This is a genomic window from Pseudomonas wuhanensis, from assembly GCF_030687395.1.
GTDB lineage: Bacteria > Pseudomonadota > Gammaproteobacteria > Pseudomonadales > Pseudomonadaceae > Aquipseudomonas > Aquipseudomonas wuhanensis.
This window is the reverse complement of the sequence record NZ_CP117430.1, coordinates 5,699,569-5,715,563: the sequence shown is the minus strand read 5'-3', so window position 1 is coordinate 5,715,563 and position 15,995 is coordinate 5,699,569. Positions and strand designations below refer to the sequence as shown.

At 57.1% G+C, this 15,995-nt stretch carries 14 protein-coding genes and 3 tRNA genes; 16 read left to right on the top strand and 1 reads right to left on the bottom strand.

Features of this window, described 5'->3' with window-relative positions:
* The first annotated feature begins 136 nt into the window (after window positions 1–136).
* The 15 genes from ftsH (at window position 137) to PSH88_RS26390 (ending at window position 14,826) form a co-directional block, all read left to right on the top strand.
* On the top strand, window positions 137–2,047 hold the full coding sequence (ftsH, locus tag PSH88_RS26460) for an ATP-dependent zinc metalloprotease FtsH (RefSeq protein WP_305423614.1): 1,911 nt from the start codon (window positions 137–139) through the stop codon (window positions 2,045–2,047).
* 8 nt (window positions 2,048–2,055) lie between these two features.
* Window positions 2,056–2,907, top strand: a complete 852-nt coding sequence (folP, locus tag PSH88_RS26455) for a dihydropteroate synthase (protein WP_305423613.1) — start codon at window positions 2,056–2,058, stop codon at window positions 2,905–2,907.
* A 17-nt stretch (window positions 2,908–2,924) separates the two neighbouring features.
* Window positions 2,925–4,262, top strand: coding sequence for a phosphoglucosamine mutase (gene glmM / locus PSH88_RS26450; protein ID WP_305423612.1), 1,338 nt, complete (start codon window positions 2,925–2,927; stop codon window positions 4,260–4,262).
* Between the two features lie 66 nt (window positions 4,263–4,328).
* Complete coding sequence (tpiA, locus tag PSH88_RS26445; protein WP_305423611.1) at window positions 4,329–5,084, top strand: triose-phosphate isomerase; 756 nt, start codon at window positions 4,329–4,331, stop codon at window positions 5,082–5,084.
* 4 nt (window positions 5,085–5,088) lie between these two features.
* Complete coding sequence (gene secG, locus PSH88_RS26440) at window positions 5,089–5,472, top strand: preprotein translocase subunit SecG (protein WP_017336473.1); 384 nt, start codon at window positions 5,089–5,091, stop codon at window positions 5,470–5,472.
* Window positions 5,473–5,494: 22 nt separating this feature from the next.
* Window positions 5,495–5,580: transfer RNA gene (locus PSH88_RS26435), tRNA-Leu, on the top strand.
* A gap of 96 nt (window positions 5,581–5,676) precedes the next feature.
* Window positions 5,677–5,753 (top strand) — tRNA-Met (locus tag PSH88_RS26430).
* A 138-nt stretch (window positions 5,754–5,891) separates the two neighbouring features.
* Window positions 5,892–6,350 carry a ribosome maturation factor RimP gene (gene rimP, locus PSH88_RS26425; RefSeq protein WP_010463487.1) on the top strand — a complete coding sequence of 153 codons (459 nt, stop codon included), beginning with the start codon at window positions 5,892–5,894 and terminating at the stop codon, window positions 6,348–6,350.
* Window positions 6,351–6,397: 47 nt separating this feature from the next.
* Window positions 6,398–7,879 carry a transcription termination factor NusA gene (nusA, locus tag PSH88_RS26420; RefSeq protein WP_007900474.1) on the top strand — a complete coding sequence of 494 codons (1,482 nt, stop codon included), beginning with the start codon at window positions 6,398–6,400 and terminating at the stop codon, window positions 7,877–7,879.
* Between the two features lie 27 nt (window positions 7,880–7,906).
* Complete coding sequence (gene infB / locus PSH88_RS26415) at window positions 7,907–10,432, top strand: translation initiation factor IF-2 (RefSeq protein WP_305423608.1); 2,526 nt, start codon at window positions 7,907–7,909, stop codon at window positions 10,430–10,432.
* 159 nt (window positions 10,433–10,591) lie between these two features.
* Window positions 10,592–10,993, top strand: coding sequence for a 30S ribosome-binding factor RbfA (gene rbfA, locus PSH88_RS26410; protein WP_063341585.1), 402 nt, complete (start codon window positions 10,592–10,594; stop codon window positions 10,991–10,993).
* Between the two features lie 3 nt (window positions 10,994–10,996).
* The gene (gene truB, locus PSH88_RS26405) at window positions 10,997–11,914 is read left to right on the top strand and encodes a tRNA pseudouridine(55) synthase TruB (RefSeq protein ID WP_007900465.1); all 918 of its coding nucleotides are present in this window, start codon (window positions 10,997–10,999) and stop codon (window positions 11,912–11,914) included.
* A gap of 117 nt (window positions 11,915–12,031) precedes the next feature.
* Complete coding sequence (gene rpsO, locus PSH88_RS26400; protein WP_011332409.1) at window positions 12,032–12,301, top strand: 30S ribosomal protein S15; 270 nt, start codon at window positions 12,032–12,034, stop codon at window positions 12,299–12,301.
* Between the two features lie 195 nt (window positions 12,302–12,496).
* Window positions 12,497–14,602 carry a polyribonucleotide nucleotidyltransferase gene (pnp, locus tag PSH88_RS26395; protein ID WP_052965657.1) on the top strand — a complete coding sequence of 702 codons (2,106 nt, stop codon included), beginning with the start codon at window positions 12,497–12,499 and terminating at the stop codon, window positions 14,600–14,602.
* Window positions 14,603–14,750: 148 nt separating this feature from the next.
* Window positions 14,751–14,826 (top strand) — tRNA-Thr (locus tag PSH88_RS26390).
* A gap of 8 nt (window positions 14,827–14,834) precedes the next feature.
* Here PSH88_RS26390 and PSH88_RS26385 read toward each other — a convergent pair.
* Complete coding sequence (locus tag PSH88_RS26385) at window positions 14,835–15,380, bottom strand: hypothetical protein (RefSeq protein ID WP_305423607.1); 546 nt, start codon at window positions 15,378–15,380, stop codon at window positions 14,835–14,837.
* Between the two features lie 303 nt (window positions 15,381–15,683).
* Between PSH88_RS26385 and PSH88_RS26380 the strand changes: the two genes are divergently transcribed.
* Window positions 15,684–15,989 (top strand): DUF6388 family protein, encoded by a 306-nt coding sequence (locus PSH88_RS26380; RefSeq protein WP_030128074.1) that lies wholly within the window; start codon window positions 15,684–15,686, stop codon window positions 15,987–15,989.
* Window positions 15,990–15,995: the final 6 nt, after the last annotated feature.

The window sequence follows — 15,995 nt, the reverse complement described above, 5'->3', positions numbered from 1 at the left end:
GTAGAAAGTGTTTCACAAAGGGTTACAGACGGCGCCTGCCAGAGCCGTAGGTAATGTAGTAAGTTAGGCCGGTGAATATCATGCGAAGCACGCGCCATTAGCGGAGCTTGCTTCAGAGGGTAGTTAATTGAACGATATGGCAAAGAATCTGATCCTGTGGTTGATCATCGCGGCTGTCCTGGTGACGGTGATGAACAACTTCTCCAGCCCTAACGAGCCGCAGACCCTCAACTATTCCGACTTCATCCAGCAGGTCAAGGATGGCAAGGTCGAGCGCGTAGCGGTTGATGGCTACGTGATTACCGGCAAGCGCAACGATGGCGACAGCTTCAAGACCATTCGTCCGGCAATCCAGGACAATGGCCTGATCGGCGACCTCGTGGATAACCACGTGGTAGTCGAAGGCAAGCAGCCTGAGCAGCAAAGCATCTGGACTCAGCTCCTGGTCGCAAGCTTCCCGATCCTGGTGATCATCGCCGTCTTCATGTTCTTCATGCGGCAGATGCAGGGCGGTGCCGGTGGCAAGGGCGGGCCGATGAGCTTCGGCAAGAGCAAGGCGCGCCTGCTCTCCGAAGATCAGGTGAAAACCACTTTGGCTGACGTTGCCGGTTGCGACGAAGCCAAGGAAGAAGTTGGCGAACTCGTCGAATTCCTGCGTGATCCGGGCAAGTTCCAGCGTTTGGGCGGTCGCATCCCTCGTGGCGTGCTGATGGTCGGTCCTCCTGGTACTGGTAAAACCTTGATCGCCAAGGCGATTGCCGGTGAGGCCAAAGTGCCGTTCTTCACCATTTCCGGTTCCGATTTCGTCGAAATGTTCGTCGGTGTCGGTGCCAGTCGTGTTCGTGACATGTTTGAGCAGGCGAAGAAGCACGCGCCATGCATCATCTTCATCGATGAAATCGACGCCGTCGGTCGCCACCGTGGTGCCGGCATGGGTGGCGGTCACGACGAGCGCGAACAGACACTCAACCAGTTGCTGGTAGAGATGGACGGTTTCGAAATGAATGACGGCATCATCGTCATCGCTGCGACCAACCGTCCCGACGTGCTGGACCCCGCGTTGCTGCGTCCGGGCCGTTTCGACCGTCAGGTCGTGGTCGGCTTGCCGGATATCCGTGGTCGCGAGCAGATTCTCAAAGTCCACATGCGCAAAGTGCCAATGGGTGACGACGTCGCTCCGGCCGTGATCGCGCGTGGTACTCCTGGCTTCTCCGGTGCCGACCTGGCCAACCTGGTGAACGAGGCTTCGTTGTTCGCAGCCCGTGCTGGCAAGCGCATCGTCGAGATGAAAGAGTTCGAACTGGCCAAAGACAAGATCATGATGGGTGCCGAGCGCAAATCCATGGTCATGTCCGAGAAAGAGAAGCAGAACACTGCTTATCACGAAGCAGGCCACGCTATCGTCGGTCGCGTCGTACCTGAGCATGATCCGGTCTACAAAGTGTCGATCATCCCGCGCGGTCGTGCGCTCGGTGTGACCATGTTCCTTCCGGAAGAAGATCGCTACAGCCTGTCCAAGCGTGCGCTGATCAGCCAGATCTGCTCGCTATACGGCGGTCGTATCGCTGAAGAAATGACCCTGGGCTTCGACGGCGTCACCACCGGCGCATCCAACGACATCATGCGTGCCAGCCAGATTGCACGGAACATGGTGACCAAGTGGGGTTTGTCGGAAAAACTCGGTCCGTTGATGTACGCCGAAGAAGAGGGCGAAGTGTTCCTCGGTCGTGGTGGCGGCGGTCAGCATGCCAGCTTCTCCGGCGAGACAGCCAAGCTGATCGACTCCGAAGTACGCAGCATCATTGACCAGTGCTACGGCACGGCCAAACAGATCCTTACGGATAACCGTGACAAGCTCGACGCCATGGCGGATGCCTTGATGAAGTACGAGACGATCGATGCCGATCAGATCGACGACATCATGGCGGGTCGTACGCCTCGCGAACCTCGCGACTGGTCTGGCGGCAGCGATACTTCCGGTACGCCTCCGGCGGTGCAGGATGGGCGTTCGGAAACACCAATCGGTGGCCCGGCTGCTGACGTATAAGGTTTGAAATGACTTCTGTTCAGTCCTCGACCCGGTTGCCTTGCGGCAACCGGGTTCTTGATTTGGCCCAGACGCATGTCATGGGTATTCTCAATGTCACTCCCGACTCGTTTTCCGATGGCGGCCGATACAGTCAGCTGGATGCGGCGCTGCGCCACGCCGAGGCGATGATGGTGGCGGGGGCGACGCTGATCGACGTCGGTGGTGAATCGACCCGGCCAGGGGCCAGGGCGGTTTCACCACTTGAGGAGTTGGAGCGTGTAGCGCCCATCGTCGAGCGTATTCATCGTGAACTCGATGTGATTATCTCGGTCGATACTTCCACGCCGGCGGTCATGCGTGAAACCGCAAGGCTGGGAGCGGGGTTGATCAATGATGTGCGTTCGTTGCGTCGAGACGGAGCCCTGGATGCAGCAGCGGCCACCGGTTTGCCGGTGTGTCTGATGCATATGCTCGGTGAGCCGGGTGACATGCAGGACAATCCGCAGTACCAGGATGTGACAAAAGAGGTCGGCGAGTTTCTCGCCGAGCGCATGGTCCAGTGTGCGTCGGTAGGCATCCCCCCTGAGCGGATCATTCTCGATCCGGGCTTCGGCTTCGCGAAAACCTTGCAGCACAACCTGAGCTTGTTTAAGCATATGGAGGCCTTGCATGCCTTGGGGCGGCCCCTGTTGGTCGGGGTTTCGCGAAAGAGCATGATCGGGCAAGCGTTGAATCGGCCGGTGGGAGAGCGCCTGCATGGTGGTTTAGCGCTCGCGGCACTGGCTTCAATCAAGGGGGCGCGTATATTGCGCGTCCATGATGTGGCTGAAACGGTCGACGTAGTGCGAATGATTGCCGCAGTAGAATCAGCCGAATAAGAAATGATGGAGTACTTATGAGTAAAAAATACTTTGGCACCGACGGCATTCGTGGTCGGGTCGGTGAATACCCGATTACTCCTGATTTCATGCTAAAGCTTGGCTGGGCGGCAGGCATGGCATTTCGCAGCATGGGTGCCTGCAAGGTGCTCGTGGGCAAGGACACCCGGATCTCCGGTTACATGTTCGAGTCGGCGCTTGAGGCTGGTCTGACCTCGGCAGGTGCTGATGTGATGCTCCTGGGGCCGATGCCGACGCCGGCCATCGCCTATCTGACACGTACCTTTCATGCTGAAGCCGGCATCGTGATCAGCGCTTCGCACAACCCTCATGACGACAACGGCATCAAGTTTTTCTCCGGGAAGGGCACCAAGCTTCCGGATGAAGTCGAACTGATGATTGAAGAGCTGCTCGACACCCCGATGACCGTGGTTGAGTCGAGCAAAATCGGCAAGGTGTCGCGAATCAACGATGCCTCGGGCCGTTATATCGAATTCTGCAAGAGCAGCGTCCCTACCGGTACCAGTTTCGCCGGGCTGAAGATCGTGATCGACTGTGCCCACGGTGCGACCTATAAAGTGGCGCCTAGTGTGTTCCGTGAGTTGGGGGCCGATGTCGTTGTGCTTTCTGCTCATCCTAATGGCCTGAACATCAATGAGAATTGCGGTTCGACCCATATGGAGCCGCTGCAAGCCGCTGTATTGGCCGAGCACGCCGATTTGGGTATTGCCTTTGATGGTGATGGTGATCGGGTCCAAATGGTCGATCACACTGGCACTGTCGTCGACGGCGATGAGTTGTTGTTTATCATTGCTCGCGATCTGCAAGAGCGCGGCAAGTTGCAGGGCGGTGTGGTCGGAACGCTGATGAGTAACCTGGGGCTGGAGTTGGCCCTGGCTGATCTGGCGATTCCTTTTGTTCGCGCCAACGTTGGCGACCGTTACGTGATCTCCGAGTTGCTGGAGCGCGATTGGCAGGTGGGTGGAGAAAACTCGGGGCACATTGTCTGCTTCAGTCACACCACTACTGGTGATGCAATTATTGCCGCGTTGCAGGTGATGATGGCCCTGAAGAGGCGCGCAGAAGGATTGGCTCAGTCCCGTCAGGCGTTGCGCAAGTGCCCTCAGGTACTGATCAATGTCCGGTTTGGCGGTGGTGCGAGTCCGCTCGAGCATCCGAAAGTCAAGGAGGCCAGTGACCGTGTCACCCAGGCGATGGCCGGTCGTGGGCGTGTGCTATTGCGCAAGTCCGGGACAGAGCCTCTGGTGCGGGTTATGGTCGAGGGCGAGGACGAAATGCAGGTTCGCGGCTACGCCGAAGAGCTGGCAAAACTGGTTACTGAAGTTTCTGCCTGAATTCGGCTTGCCAGCCATGATTGTGTTGGGTAACATCTGCGCCCACTTTGACCGACGAGGTACAGCATGCGTCGCCCTATGGTAGCTGGTAACTGGAAGATGCACGGTACCCGCGCCAGCGTCGCTGAGCTGATCAACGGCCTTCGTCATCAGGCCTTGCCGAGCGGTGTTGATGTTGCGGTATTCCCGTCTTTCTTGCATATCAATCAAGTGATTGATGGTCTGGAAGGCAAGTCGATCAAGGTCGGCGCGCAGAACGCTGCGGTGGAATCCAAACAAGGTGCATTGACCGGTGAAGTTGCGCCGAGTCAATTGGCTGATGAAGGTTGCTCGCTGGTGCTCGTTGGGCATTCCGAGCGGCGCCAGATCGTTGGCGAGAATGATGAAACACTCATTCGCAAATTCGCAGCGGTACAGGCATGTGGCTTGATTCCAGTGTTATGCATAGGGGAAACCCTTGAAGAGCGCGAAGCTGGAAAAACTCTTGAGGTTGTCGGGCGTCAGCTTGGCAGTATCATTGAGGAGCTGGGTGTTGGTGTCTTTGCAAAGGCAGTAATCGCTTACGAGCCAGTCTGGGCCATAGGCACCGGGCTGACTGCTTCGCCGCAACAGGCGCAGGATGTGCATGCAGCCATTCGCGCTCAGTTGGCGGCAGAGAATTCTGAGGTCGCGCAAGGTGTGCGGCTTCTATACGGCGGCAGCGTGAAGGCGGCCAATGCGGTCGAACTGTTCGGCATGCCGGATATCGATGGGGGGCTCATTGGTGGAGCCTCCCTGAATGCAGATGAGTTCGGTGCGATTTGTCGCGCCGCGGGAAACTGAAAAAATGCTGGAAACAGTCGTAGTCGTTTTTCATCTGCTGGGTGCATTGGGCGTAGTTGCTCTGGTTTTGCTGCAGCAGGGTAAAGGTGCGGATGCTGGCGCGTCTTTCGGAGCAGGTGCTTCAAATACTGTGTTCGGAAGCCAAGGTTCCTCTACCTTTCTTAGTAAGTTTACTGCTATACTTGCCGCCGGTTTCTTCATAACCAGCTTAGGGTTAGGTTACTTTGCTAAAGAGAAGGCTCACCAGCTGACTCAAGTAGGTTTGCCAAACCCGGCAGTGTTGGAAGTTCCAAAGCAACAACCGGCTTCTGATGATGTCCCGGTGCTTCAAGAGCAAAAGTCGGCTACTCCAGCGACTGACGTGCCTCCAGCTCAAGAGCAGAAGTAAGAAGGGTTTCAAACGTAGTATTGCCGAGGTGGTGGAATTGGTAGACACGCAACCTTGAGGTGGTTGTGCCCATAGGGTGTAGGGGTTCGAGTCCCCTTCTCGGTACCAATTATCAGGAGAGCCCGCTGTTGCGGGCTTTCTTGTAGGTGGAAGGTTACATTGACCCTGTCAGGGATCGGTCGTATACTTCCGCCCCAGCTTTGTCGCGGGGTGGAGCAGTCTGGTAGCTCGTCGGGCTCATAACCCGAAGGTCGTCGGTTCAAATCCGGCCCCCGCAACCAGTTTAAGGAGCCCCTTTTAAGGGGCTTTTTGTTAGCTGGACACTTTCAACGCCGCTGTTCAACGGCGTTTCAAGGATGGGCGTTTCGCCCATTTTTTTATTTTGCACAGCATGCACATACATGCACGAGGGGGTTCAGGTGTCGAGCAAGCTAGAAGAGTTGCAGGCCTTGCTGGCCCCGGTGGTCGTGGCCCTAGGCTATGAATGCTGGGGTATTGAGTTTTCGGCTCAAGGTCGCCACTCAATGTTGCGCGTTTATATTGATAAAGAGGGCGGCGTGCTGGTGGACGATTGTGCCATCGTCAGCCGTCAGATCAGCGGTGTACTGGATGTTGAAGATCCGATCGCCGTTGAATACACCCTTGAAGTTTCCTCGCCTGGCATGGAACGCCCACTGTTCACTATTGAGCAGTTTGCAAAATTTGCCGGTGAACAAGTGAAGATCAAGCTGCGCTCGCCTTTTGAAGGTCGGCGCAACTTTCAGGGCCTTCTGCGCGGTGTAGAAGAGCAGGACGTCGTGGTGCAGGTTGAAGACCATGAGTTCCTGTTGCCGATCGATATGATCGACAAGGCCAACATTATTCCCAGTTTTGACTGAGACGCGGATCCCGCGGATCCAATGGCTTGCGAAAGGCGAGGCGTACGATGAGCAAAGAAGTACTGCTGGTTGTTGAGTCGGTATCCAATGAAAAGGGCGTACCGGCAAACGTAATTTTTGAAGCGCTGGAGCTGGCTCTGGCCACTGCTACCAAAAAGCGTTTTGAGGACGAAGTCGATCTGCGTGTGGAAATCAATCGCCACACCGGTGCTTACGAAACATTCCGTCGCTGGACGGTCGTCGAAGAAGCAGATCTGGACGATCCGGCCATCGAAACCTGGCCGAGCAAGGTTGCAGAAACGCATCCTGGTGCCAAGGTCGGCGATGTTGTCGAAGAAAAGATCGAATCCATCGAGTTCGGCCGCATTGCTGCACAGACCGCCAAGCAGGTCATCGTGCAGAAAGTTCGCGAAGCCGAGCGTGCTCAAGTCGTTGATGCCTATCGCGAGCGCCTGGGAGAAATCATCTCCGGCACCGTGAAGAAAGTCACCCGCGACAACGTGATCGTCGACCTGGGCAATAACGCTGAAGCGTTGCTGGCCCGTGAAGACATCATTTCTCGCGAAACCTTCCGGGTTGGTGTGCGTCTGCGTGCGCTGCTCAAGGAAATCCGCACCGAGAACCGCGGCCCTCAGCTGATCCTGTCGCGTACTGCGCCGGAAATGCTGATCGAGTTGTTCCGCATCGAAGTGCCGGAAATCGCTGAAGGCCTGATCGAAGTAATGGCTGCGTCCCGCGACCCGGGTTCGCGCGCCAAGATCGCGGTCCGCTCCAAGGACAAACGCATTGATCCGCAAGGCGCTTGCATCGGTATGCGTGGTTCGCGCGTCCAGGCAGTGTCCGGCGAATTGGGCGGTGAGCGTGTGGACATCGTCCTGTGGGACGATAATCCGGCGCAGTTCGTGATCAATGCAATGTCGCCGGCTGAAGTGGCGGCAATTATCGTTGACGAAGATGCCCATGCAATGGACATCGCCGTTGGCGCAGACAATCTGGCTCAGGCCATCGGTCGCGGTGGTCAGAACGTGCGTCTGGCCAGCCAGTTGACTGGCTGGACCCTGAACGTGATGACCGAATCGGACATCCAGGCTAAGCAGCAAGCAGAAACCGGCGATATCCTGCGCAACTTCATCGACGAGCTGGAAGTCGACGAAGACCTGGCACAGGTGCTGGTAGATGAAGGCTTTACCAGCCTGGAAGAGATTGCCTACGTACCGTTGGAAGAAATGCTCAACATCGACGGCTTTGACGAAGAAACCGTCAACGAGCTTCGCGCTCGCGCCAAGGATCGTTTGTTGACTAAAGCCATCGCTACTGAGGAAAAGCTGGCAGACGCCCATCCGGCCGAAGACCTGCTCTCGCTTGAGGGTATGGACAAGGATTTGGCGATGGAACTGGCGGTGCGCGGCGTAATTACCCGCGAAGACCTGGCCGAGCAGTCTATTGACGACCTGCTCGACATCGACGGCATTGACGATGATCGTGCCGGCAAGTTGATCATGGCCGCCCGAGCCCATTGGTTCGAGTAATTAGGCGCGGCCTGAGGAGAGAAGTGCATGACGCAAGTCACGGTGAAACAACTGGCCGATGAGGTCAAAACACCGGTAGAGCGCCTGTTGCAGCAGATGCGTGAGGCAGGTCTGCCGCACACCGCCGCCGATGAAGGTGTGAGCGATAGTGAGAAGCAGTCTTTGCTGACTCACTTGAAGAGCAGCCACAAGGCGAAAGTGGAAGAACCGCGCAAGATTACATTGCAGCGCAAAACCACCAGCACCCTGCGTGTTGCTGGTAGCAAGAGCATCAGCGTTGAAGTACGCAAGAAGAAAGTCTTCGTACAGCGCAGCCCGGAAGAAATCGAAGCCGAGCGCAAACGCGAACTGGAAGAACGTCGCGCAGTAGAAAATGCTGCACGTCAGAAGGCTGAAGAAGAAGCCAAGCGTCGCGCCGAAGAAGAAGCGCGTCGCCAGCCTGCTGCTGCGCAAACCGCTACTAACGACGCCGTTGCAGCGCCTGTTGCAGTTGCCGAACCCGTGAGTGAAAGCGCGCCGGTTGTTGCAGCTGCACCAGCACCTGCGGCCGACACTCGCAAACGCGACGAGCAGCGTCGTCCGGACAAACCACGTGCCGACGATAGCAATCGTCGTGGCAGTGGCGATGGCGAGCGCAAAAACGCTCCGCATCGTGCTTCGGTCAAGGAAAAAGCGCCTGCGCCACGTGTTGCGCCACGTACTACCGACGAAGAAAGCGATGGCTTCCGTCGTGGTGGTCGCGGCAAGGCCAAGCTGAAGAAACGCAACGCCCACGGTTTCCAGAGCCCAACCGGCCCTGTTGTGCGCGAAGTGAAGATCGGCGAGACCATCACTGTTGGCGATCTCGCCCAGCAGATGTCGGTCAAGGCTGCTGAAATCATCAAGTTCATGTTCAAACTGGGTACCCCAGCGACGATCAACCAGGTACTGGATCAGGAAACTGCCCAACTGGTTGCCGAAGAGCTGGGCCACAAAGTGACCCTGGTCAGCGACACCGCCCTGGAAGATTCCCTGGCCGAGTCCCTGAAGTTTGAAGGTGAAGCGTTCTCCCGTGCACCGGTTGTGACCGTAATGGGTCACGTTGACCACGGTAAGACCTCGCTGCTCGACTACATCCGTCGTGCCAAGGTAGCTGCTGGCGAAGCCGGCGGTATCACCCAGCACATCGGTGCATACCACGTTGAAACCGAACGCGGCATGGTCACCTTCCTCGACACCCCTGGTCACGCCGCGTTTACCGCCATGCGTGCTCGTGGTGCCAAGGCGACCGACATCGTGATCCTGGTGGTTGCAGCGGACGACGGCGTAATGCCGCAGACCGTTGAAGCCGTTCAGCACGCCAAGGCTGCTGGTGTTCCGCTGGTTGTTGCAGTGAACAAAATCGACAAGCCGGGCGCCGATCTCGATCGCATCCGTAGCGAACTGTCGGTTCACGGCGTGACCTCGGAAGAGTGGGGTGGCGACACCCCGTTCGTATCGGTTTCGGCGAAAGTCGGTACTGGCGTGGACGAGTTGCTCGAAGCTGTTCTGCTGCAAGCTGAAGTTCTCGAACTGAAAGCGACCCCTTCGGCTCCTGGCCGTGGCGTCGTGGTTGAATCGCGTCTCGACAAAGGTCGTGGCCCGGTTGCAACCGTTCTGGTTCAAGACGGTACCCTGCGCCAAGGCGACATGGTGCTGGTCGGTTCGAACTATGGCCGCGTTCGCGCCATGCTCGACGAGAACGGCAAGCCAATCAAGGAAGCCGGTCCTTCCATCCCTGTCGAGATCCTCGGCCTGGACGGTACCCCGGACGCTGGCGACGAGATGAGTGTGGTTGCCGACGAGAAGAAAGCCCGTGAAGTGGCTCTGTTCCGTCAAGGCAAGTTCCGCGAAGTCAAACTGGCCCGTGCTCACGCCGGCAAGCTTGAAAACATCTTCGAGAACATGGGTCAGGAAGAGAAGAAGACGCTCAACATCGTCCTCAAATCCGACGTCCGTGGTTCGCTGGAAGCGTTGAACGGTGCCTTGAATGGCTTGGGTAACGACGAAGTGCAAGTGCGTGTGGTCGGTGGCGGTGTCGGTGGTATCACCGAATCCGATGCCAACCTGGCACTGGCCTCCAACGCTGTACTGTTCGGCTTCAACGTGCGTGCCGATGCTGGCGCTCGCAAGATCGTCGAGCAGGAAGGTCTGGATATGCGTTACTACAACGTGATCTACGACATCATCGAAGACGTCAAAAAAGCCCTCACCGGTATGCTGGGCAGCGATGTTCGCGAGAACATCCTGGGTACCGCCGAAGTGCGTGACGTGTTCCGTTCGCCGAAGTTTGGCGCGATCGCTGGTTGCATGGTTATCGAAGGTGTTGTTCACCGTAACCGTCCAATCCGTGTACTGCGTGAAGACATCGTTATCTTCGAAGGCGAGCTGGAATCCCTGCGCCGCTTCAAGGATGACGCTTCCGAAGTACGTGCCGGCATGGAATGCGGTATCGGCGTGAAGAGCTACAACGACGTCAAAGTCGGTGACAAGATCGAAGTCTTCGAGAAGGTTCAGGTTGCTCGCAGCCTCTAACTCGCGCACTTCAAGGGCCACGATGAGCCGCCGCATGCAGATGCGCGGCGCAACGTCCGGACTCTAAACGCAACGCCCGGTCTGGCTTTTGTCAGGCCGGGCGTTTGCCGCTTTCAGACCCCTCGGGTTTCACCGTGGGGCAGTAACAGGTAACAAGACATGGCAAAAGAATACAGCCGTACCCAACGTATCGGCGATCAGATGCAGCGTGAGCTGGCACAGCTGATCCGTCGTGAAGTCAAAGACCCGCGCGTCGGTCTGGTCACCATTACCGCTGTTGAAGTCAGCCGTGACGTCGGTCACGCCAAGATCTTCATCACCGTGATGGGCCAGGACAGCCGCGACGACATCGCGCAAAGCATCAAGGTGCTCAACGCAGCCGCCGGTTTCCTGCGTATGCAGCTGGCTCGCGAAATGAAGTTGCGCAGCGTTCCGCAGTTGCACTTCCATTACGACGAAAGCGTCGTGCGTGGCGCGCACCTGTCGGCCCTGATCGAGCGTGCGGTGGCTGAAGACAATCAGCACCCGGTAGCGGCTGAACCCGAAGACGCCAAGGAGTAATCGGTGGCTCAGGTCAAACGTATCCGTCGTAACGTCAGCGGCATCATCCTGCTCGACAAGCCGTTGGGGTTCACCTCCAACGCGGCGTTGCAGAAGGTCCGCTGGCTGCTCAATGCCGAGAAGGCCGGGCATACCGGCAGTCTCGATCCGCTGGCCACTGGCGTGCTGCCGTTGTGCTTCGGCGAGGCCACCAAGTTCTCGCAATACCTGCTCGATTCCGACAAGGGTTATGAAACCCTGGCGCAACTGGGCAAGACCACCACCACGGCCGATGCCGAAGGTGAAGTTTTGCTGGAACGCCCGGTGACCGTTGGTCGCGCCGATATCGAAGCTGTGCTGCCGAAATTTCGTGGGCAAATCAGTCAGATACCGCCGATGTACTCGGCGCTCAAGCGTGATGGCCAGCCGCTGTACAAGCTGGCCCGTGCAGGCGAAGTAGTGGAGCGCGAACCGCGTTCTGTTACTATTGCGCGCTTGGAATTACTGGCCTTTGAGGGTGATACTGCGCGGCTTGCGGTGGATTGCAGCAAAGGCACCTATATCCGCACCCTGGTGGAGGATATAGGTGAGCAACTCGGTTGTGGCGCTTACGTCGCTGAATTGCGACGTACCCAGGCCGGGCCTTTCACGCTTGCACAGACCGTCACTCTGGAAGAGCTTGAAGCGGTACACGCCGAAGGCGGCAACGAAGCGGTCGACCGCTTCCTGATGCCATCGGACAGCGGCCTGCTGGACTGGCCACTGTTGCATTTCTCGGAGCACAGCGCGTTCTACTGGCTTAACGGCCAACCGGTACGCGCCCCGGATGCACCGAAATTCGGCATGGTACGGGTACAGGATCACAACGGTCGCTTCATCGGTATCGGTGAAGTGAGCGAAGACGGGCGCATCGCGCCACGTCGACTGATTCGGTCAGAATGACCGGACGAGTGTGGCTGTTAACAGGCACGGTCACTACTCATTTATAGATACAGGGATTTGTCCCTGGCCTGTTGAAGCTGTTTCTTTGAAACAGTTTCCTGATAAAAGGATTGCCTCATGGCTCTCGACGTTCAAGAAAAAGCTCAAATCGTAGCTGACTACCAGCAAGCTGTTGGTGACACTGGTTCGCCAGAAGTGCAAGTTGCACTGCTGACCGCCAACATCAACAAACTGCAAGGTCACTTCAAGGCCAACGGTAAAGACCACCACTCCCGTCGTGGTCTGATCCGCATGGTTAACCAGCGTCGTAAGCTGCTGGACTACCTGAAAGGCAAGGACGTGAGCCGTTACAGCGCTCTGATCGCTCGCCTGGGTCTGCGTCGCTAATAAGCGATTGCGCTAGAGGTTGGTTGTCTGTCGTGCGTCAGTGGGTTTCCCGCTGGCGCATGGCAGGCTCCCAGCCTCAAGTTTTATCTGGGTATACGTTTTACCCTGGACAGGCGTTGGGCCGATTCCCGACATTGCCCAAGAATTTCGCAAGAAGACAAGTTCCCCAAGAGCCACAAAAGAAGGTAGGACACCGTGAACCCGGTAATCAAAAAATTCCAGTTCGGTCAGTCGACCGTTACCCTCGAGACTGGCCGTATCGCCCGTCAGGCCTCCGGCGCAGTATTGGTCACCGTTGACGACGACGTCAGCGTATTGGTGACCGTCGTTGGTGCCAAACAAGCCGATCCAGGCAAGGGCTTCTTCCCTCTGTCCGTTCACTACCAGGAAAAGACTTACGCTGCCGGTAAGATCCCTGGCGGTTTCTTCAAGCGTGAAGGCCGTCCTTCCGAGAAAGAAACCTTGACTTCCCGACTGATCGACCGTCCGATCCGTCCACTGTTCCCAGAAGGCTTCATGAACGAAGTGCAGGTTGTCTGCACCGTCGTTTCCACTAGCAAGAAGACCGATCCGGACATCGCTGCGATGATCGGTACCTCGGCTGCCCTGGCCATCTCCGGCATTCCTTTCGATGGCCCGATCGGCGCTGCCCGCGTTGCGTTCCATGAAAGCACCGGCTACCTGCTGAACCCGACTTACGAACAACTGAAAGCTTCGAGCCTGGACATGGTCGTTGCCGGTACTTCGGAAGCTGTGTTGATGGTTGAATCGGAAGCCAAAGAGCTGACCGAAGACCAGATGCTGGGCGCTGTACTGTTTGCTCACGACGAGTTCCAGGTGGTGATCAACGCCGTCAAGGAACTGGCCGCCGAAGCTGCCAAGCCAACCTGGACCTGGGCTCCTCAGCCAGAAGCCACCGCACTGCTGGGCGCTATCCGTGCCGAGTTCGGCGAAGCGATCTCCCAGGCTTACACCATCACCGTCAAAGCCGACCGTTATGCACGTCTGGGCGAGCTGAAAGACCAGGTGGTTGCCAACCTGTCCGGTGAAGAAGGTCAGCCGACTTCCGCTGAAGTCAAAGCGGCTTTCGGTGAAATCGAATACCGCACCGTTCGCGAAAATATCGTTAACGGCAAGCCACGTATCGACGGTCGCGACACCAAGACCGTACGTCCGCTGAACATCGAAGTTGGTGTTCTGCCGAAGACCCACGGTTCGGCACTGTTCACCCGTGGCGAAACCCAGGCCCTGGTAGTCGCGACTCTGGGTACCGCCCGTGACGCACAGCTGCTGGACACCCTGGAAGGCGAGAAAAAAGACCCGTTCATGCTGCACTACAACTTCCCTCCGTTCTCGGTAGGTGAGTGTGGCCGCATGGGTGGCGCTGGTCGTCGCGAAATCGGTCACGGCCGTCTGGCCCGTCGTTCGGTTCAGGCCATGCTGCCTGCTGCCGACGTGTTCCCGTACACCATTCGTGTGGTGTCGGAAATCACCGAGTCCAACGGTTCGAGCTCCATGGCTTCGGTCTGCGGCGCTTCCCTGGCTCTGATGGATGCCGGTGTTCCGATGAAGGCACCGGTTGCCGGTATCGCCATGGGTCTGGTTAAAGAAGGCGAGAAATTCGCCGTCCTGACCGACATCCTGGGCGACGAAGATCACCTCGGCGACATGGACTTCAAAGTAGCCGGTACCGCCAAAGGTGTTACCGCGCTGCAGATGGACATCAAGATCAAGGGCATCACCGAAGAAATCATGGAAATCGCTTTGGGCCAAGCCCTGGAAGCGCGCCTGAATATCCTCGGTCAGATGAACCAGATCATTGGCCAGTCGCGTACCGAGCTGTCGGAAAACGCTCCGACCATGATCGCGATGAAAATCGACACCGACAAAATCCGTGATGTCATCGGTAAAGGCGGCGCGACCATTCGTGCGATCTGTGAAGAAACCAAGGCTTCGATCGACATCGAAGACGACGGTTCGATCAAGATCTTCGGCGAAACCAAGGAAGCGGCTGAAGCGGCACGTCAGCGCGTTCTGGGCATCACCGCTGAAGCTGAAATCGGCAAGATCTACGTTGGTAAAGTTGAGCGCATCGTCGACTTCGGCGCATTCGTCAACATCCTGCCGGGCAAGGACGGTCTGGTTCACATCTCGATGCTGAGCGATGCTCGCGTTGAGAAAGTGACCGACATCCTGAAAGAAGGCCAGGAAGTGGAAGTACTGGTACTGGACGTGGACAACCGCGGCCGTATCAAGCTGTCCATCAAAGACGTAGCAGCAGCCAAGGCTTCGGGCGTTTAATCACCCCCGCGCCTGACCGCTTCAACGTTATAAAAAATGCCCCGCCGTGAAAACGGCGGGGCATTTTTTTGTGCGCAGAAAAATATCTGAATAAGCTCCCTCGTCACAAGTTGCCGGACCCCGAAGCCAGTGCTAGGTTTAGCCCACAGCCCGTGTAGCTCAGCCGGTAGAGCAGCGCACTCGTAACGCGAAGGTCGCAGGTTCGATTCCTGTCTCGGGCACCATCTCTTCTTCATTTCACCTTTCTGCTCAGATCCTCGACGGTGCGCTTGAGCTGATCCATCGCGCGATCCTGATCGCTGATCTCCCGTTTGAGACTGGAAATTTCGCTGTTGCTCGAGCTTGAGCTGGAGCCGCTGTTGCGCTTTAGCTCTTCCATTTGCTTGCCAAGGTTGTTCAGATCGCGCTCCTGCTCATTGACCGTGCGCTTGAGATCCTCAATCTCCTTGCTGCTGGAGCTTGAGCTGGAACCGCTATTGCGATTGAGTTCTTCGATCTGACGGGCCTGCTCGCTAAGGGTGCGTTTCTGGCTTTCCAGTTCGGTGGCATTGGCCTTCACGGTTTTTTGCAGGCTTTCCAGATCGTCGATGCTGACGCTGGTTCTGACGAGCGTGTCCTTGCCGAATGAATTGTGGAGGGCGGAGATTTTGTCGGAGTACAACGCAGGGTCAGAGGTGACTTCGACAGCCGCTTGAGCCGCGCTGGCCAATGTCAGGCTGCCGAGCAGCAGGGTAGCGGTCGCAAGCTGGGCAGACAAAAGCTTCGAAAAACTGCGCATCACTGGGGTTCCTTGTGAAGTGCTGATATGGCACATCGCTATGACTTGGGGTTTTGACTTATGTTCCCTAAGCCACCTGCACCTTGTGCGTGTGGTTTTTTATGGGATAGATGTAAAGACCCGTGTAAATCATCGGCAAAACGTCCTATATTCGTTGTCTGCATGAGCATCACCCAGCAGTTTTCAGATGATCCCGAATGGTTCTGAAGGCCAGACAAACCGGGCTTCAAACGGTTTTTCTGCGTCAGAGAGATCCTTGATGATCCAGATCCATCTTCCATTCCTCAGATCAGCGAGAACGCCATGACCGTTAAAGAATTGACCCAAGAAGCCAGACACGAAGAAGCCCTGAAAAAGTACGTGCTGGACGCGCCCCAGTTGCTGGAAGAGATCAAGGACTTGCCCGCCGACGATCAGAAAGACCAGATCCAGTGGGCGTTCGAGGATGAGGCGGAAGCTCAGGGCTTGCAGCCGTGGGAGCTGACGCTCAAATACACCACAACCCCGGAAGAGTTCGAGGCCGCGCGCCTGGCGCTGCACAAGGAGGCGGCCGAGGTATTGGGCGTCGAGTGGGAAGAGTACTGCGAGATGAATAATCTGGTGGTCTAAAAAAAT

Coding starts and splice junctions, on each gene's coding strand:
- tpiA (WP_305423611.1), top strand. CDS start 4,329: ATGCGTCGCCCTATGGTAGCTGGTAACTGGAAGATGCACGGTACCCGC.
- nusA (WP_007900474.1), top strand. CDS start 6,398: ATGAGCAAAGAAGTACTGCTGGTTGTTGAGTCGGTATCCAATGAAAAG.
- infB (WP_305423608.1), top strand. CDS start 7,907: ATGACGCAAGTCACGGTGAAACAACTGGCCGATGAGGTCAAAACACCG.
- PSH88_RS26380 (WP_030128074.1), top strand. CDS start 15,684: ATGACCGTTAAAGAATTGACCCAAGAAGCCAGACACGAAGAAGCCCTG.
- folP (WP_305423613.1), top strand. CDS start 2,056: ATGACTTCTGTTCAGTCCTCGACCCGGTTGCCTTGCGGCAACCGGGTT.
- rbfA (WP_063341585.1), top strand. CDS start 10,592: ATGGCAAAAGAATACAGCCGTACCCAACGTATCGGCGATCAGATGCAG.
- PSH88_RS26385 (WP_305423607.1), bottom strand. CDS start 15,380: ATGCGCAGTTTTTCGAAGCTTTTGTCTGCCCAGCTTGCGACCGCTACC.
- secG (WP_017336473.1), top strand. CDS start 5,089: ATGCTGGAAACAGTCGTAGTCGTTTTTCATCTGCTGGGTGCATTGGGC.
- rpsO (WP_011332409.1), top strand. CDS start 12,032: ATGGCTCTCGACGTTCAAGAAAAAGCTCAAATCGTAGCTGACTACCAG.
- glmM (WP_305423612.1), top strand. CDS start 2,925: ATGAGTAAAAAATACTTTGGCACCGACGGCATTCGTGGTCGGGTCGGT.
- ftsH (WP_305423614.1), top strand. CDS start 137: ATGGCAAAGAATCTGATCCTGTGGTTGATCATCGCGGCTGTCCTGGTG.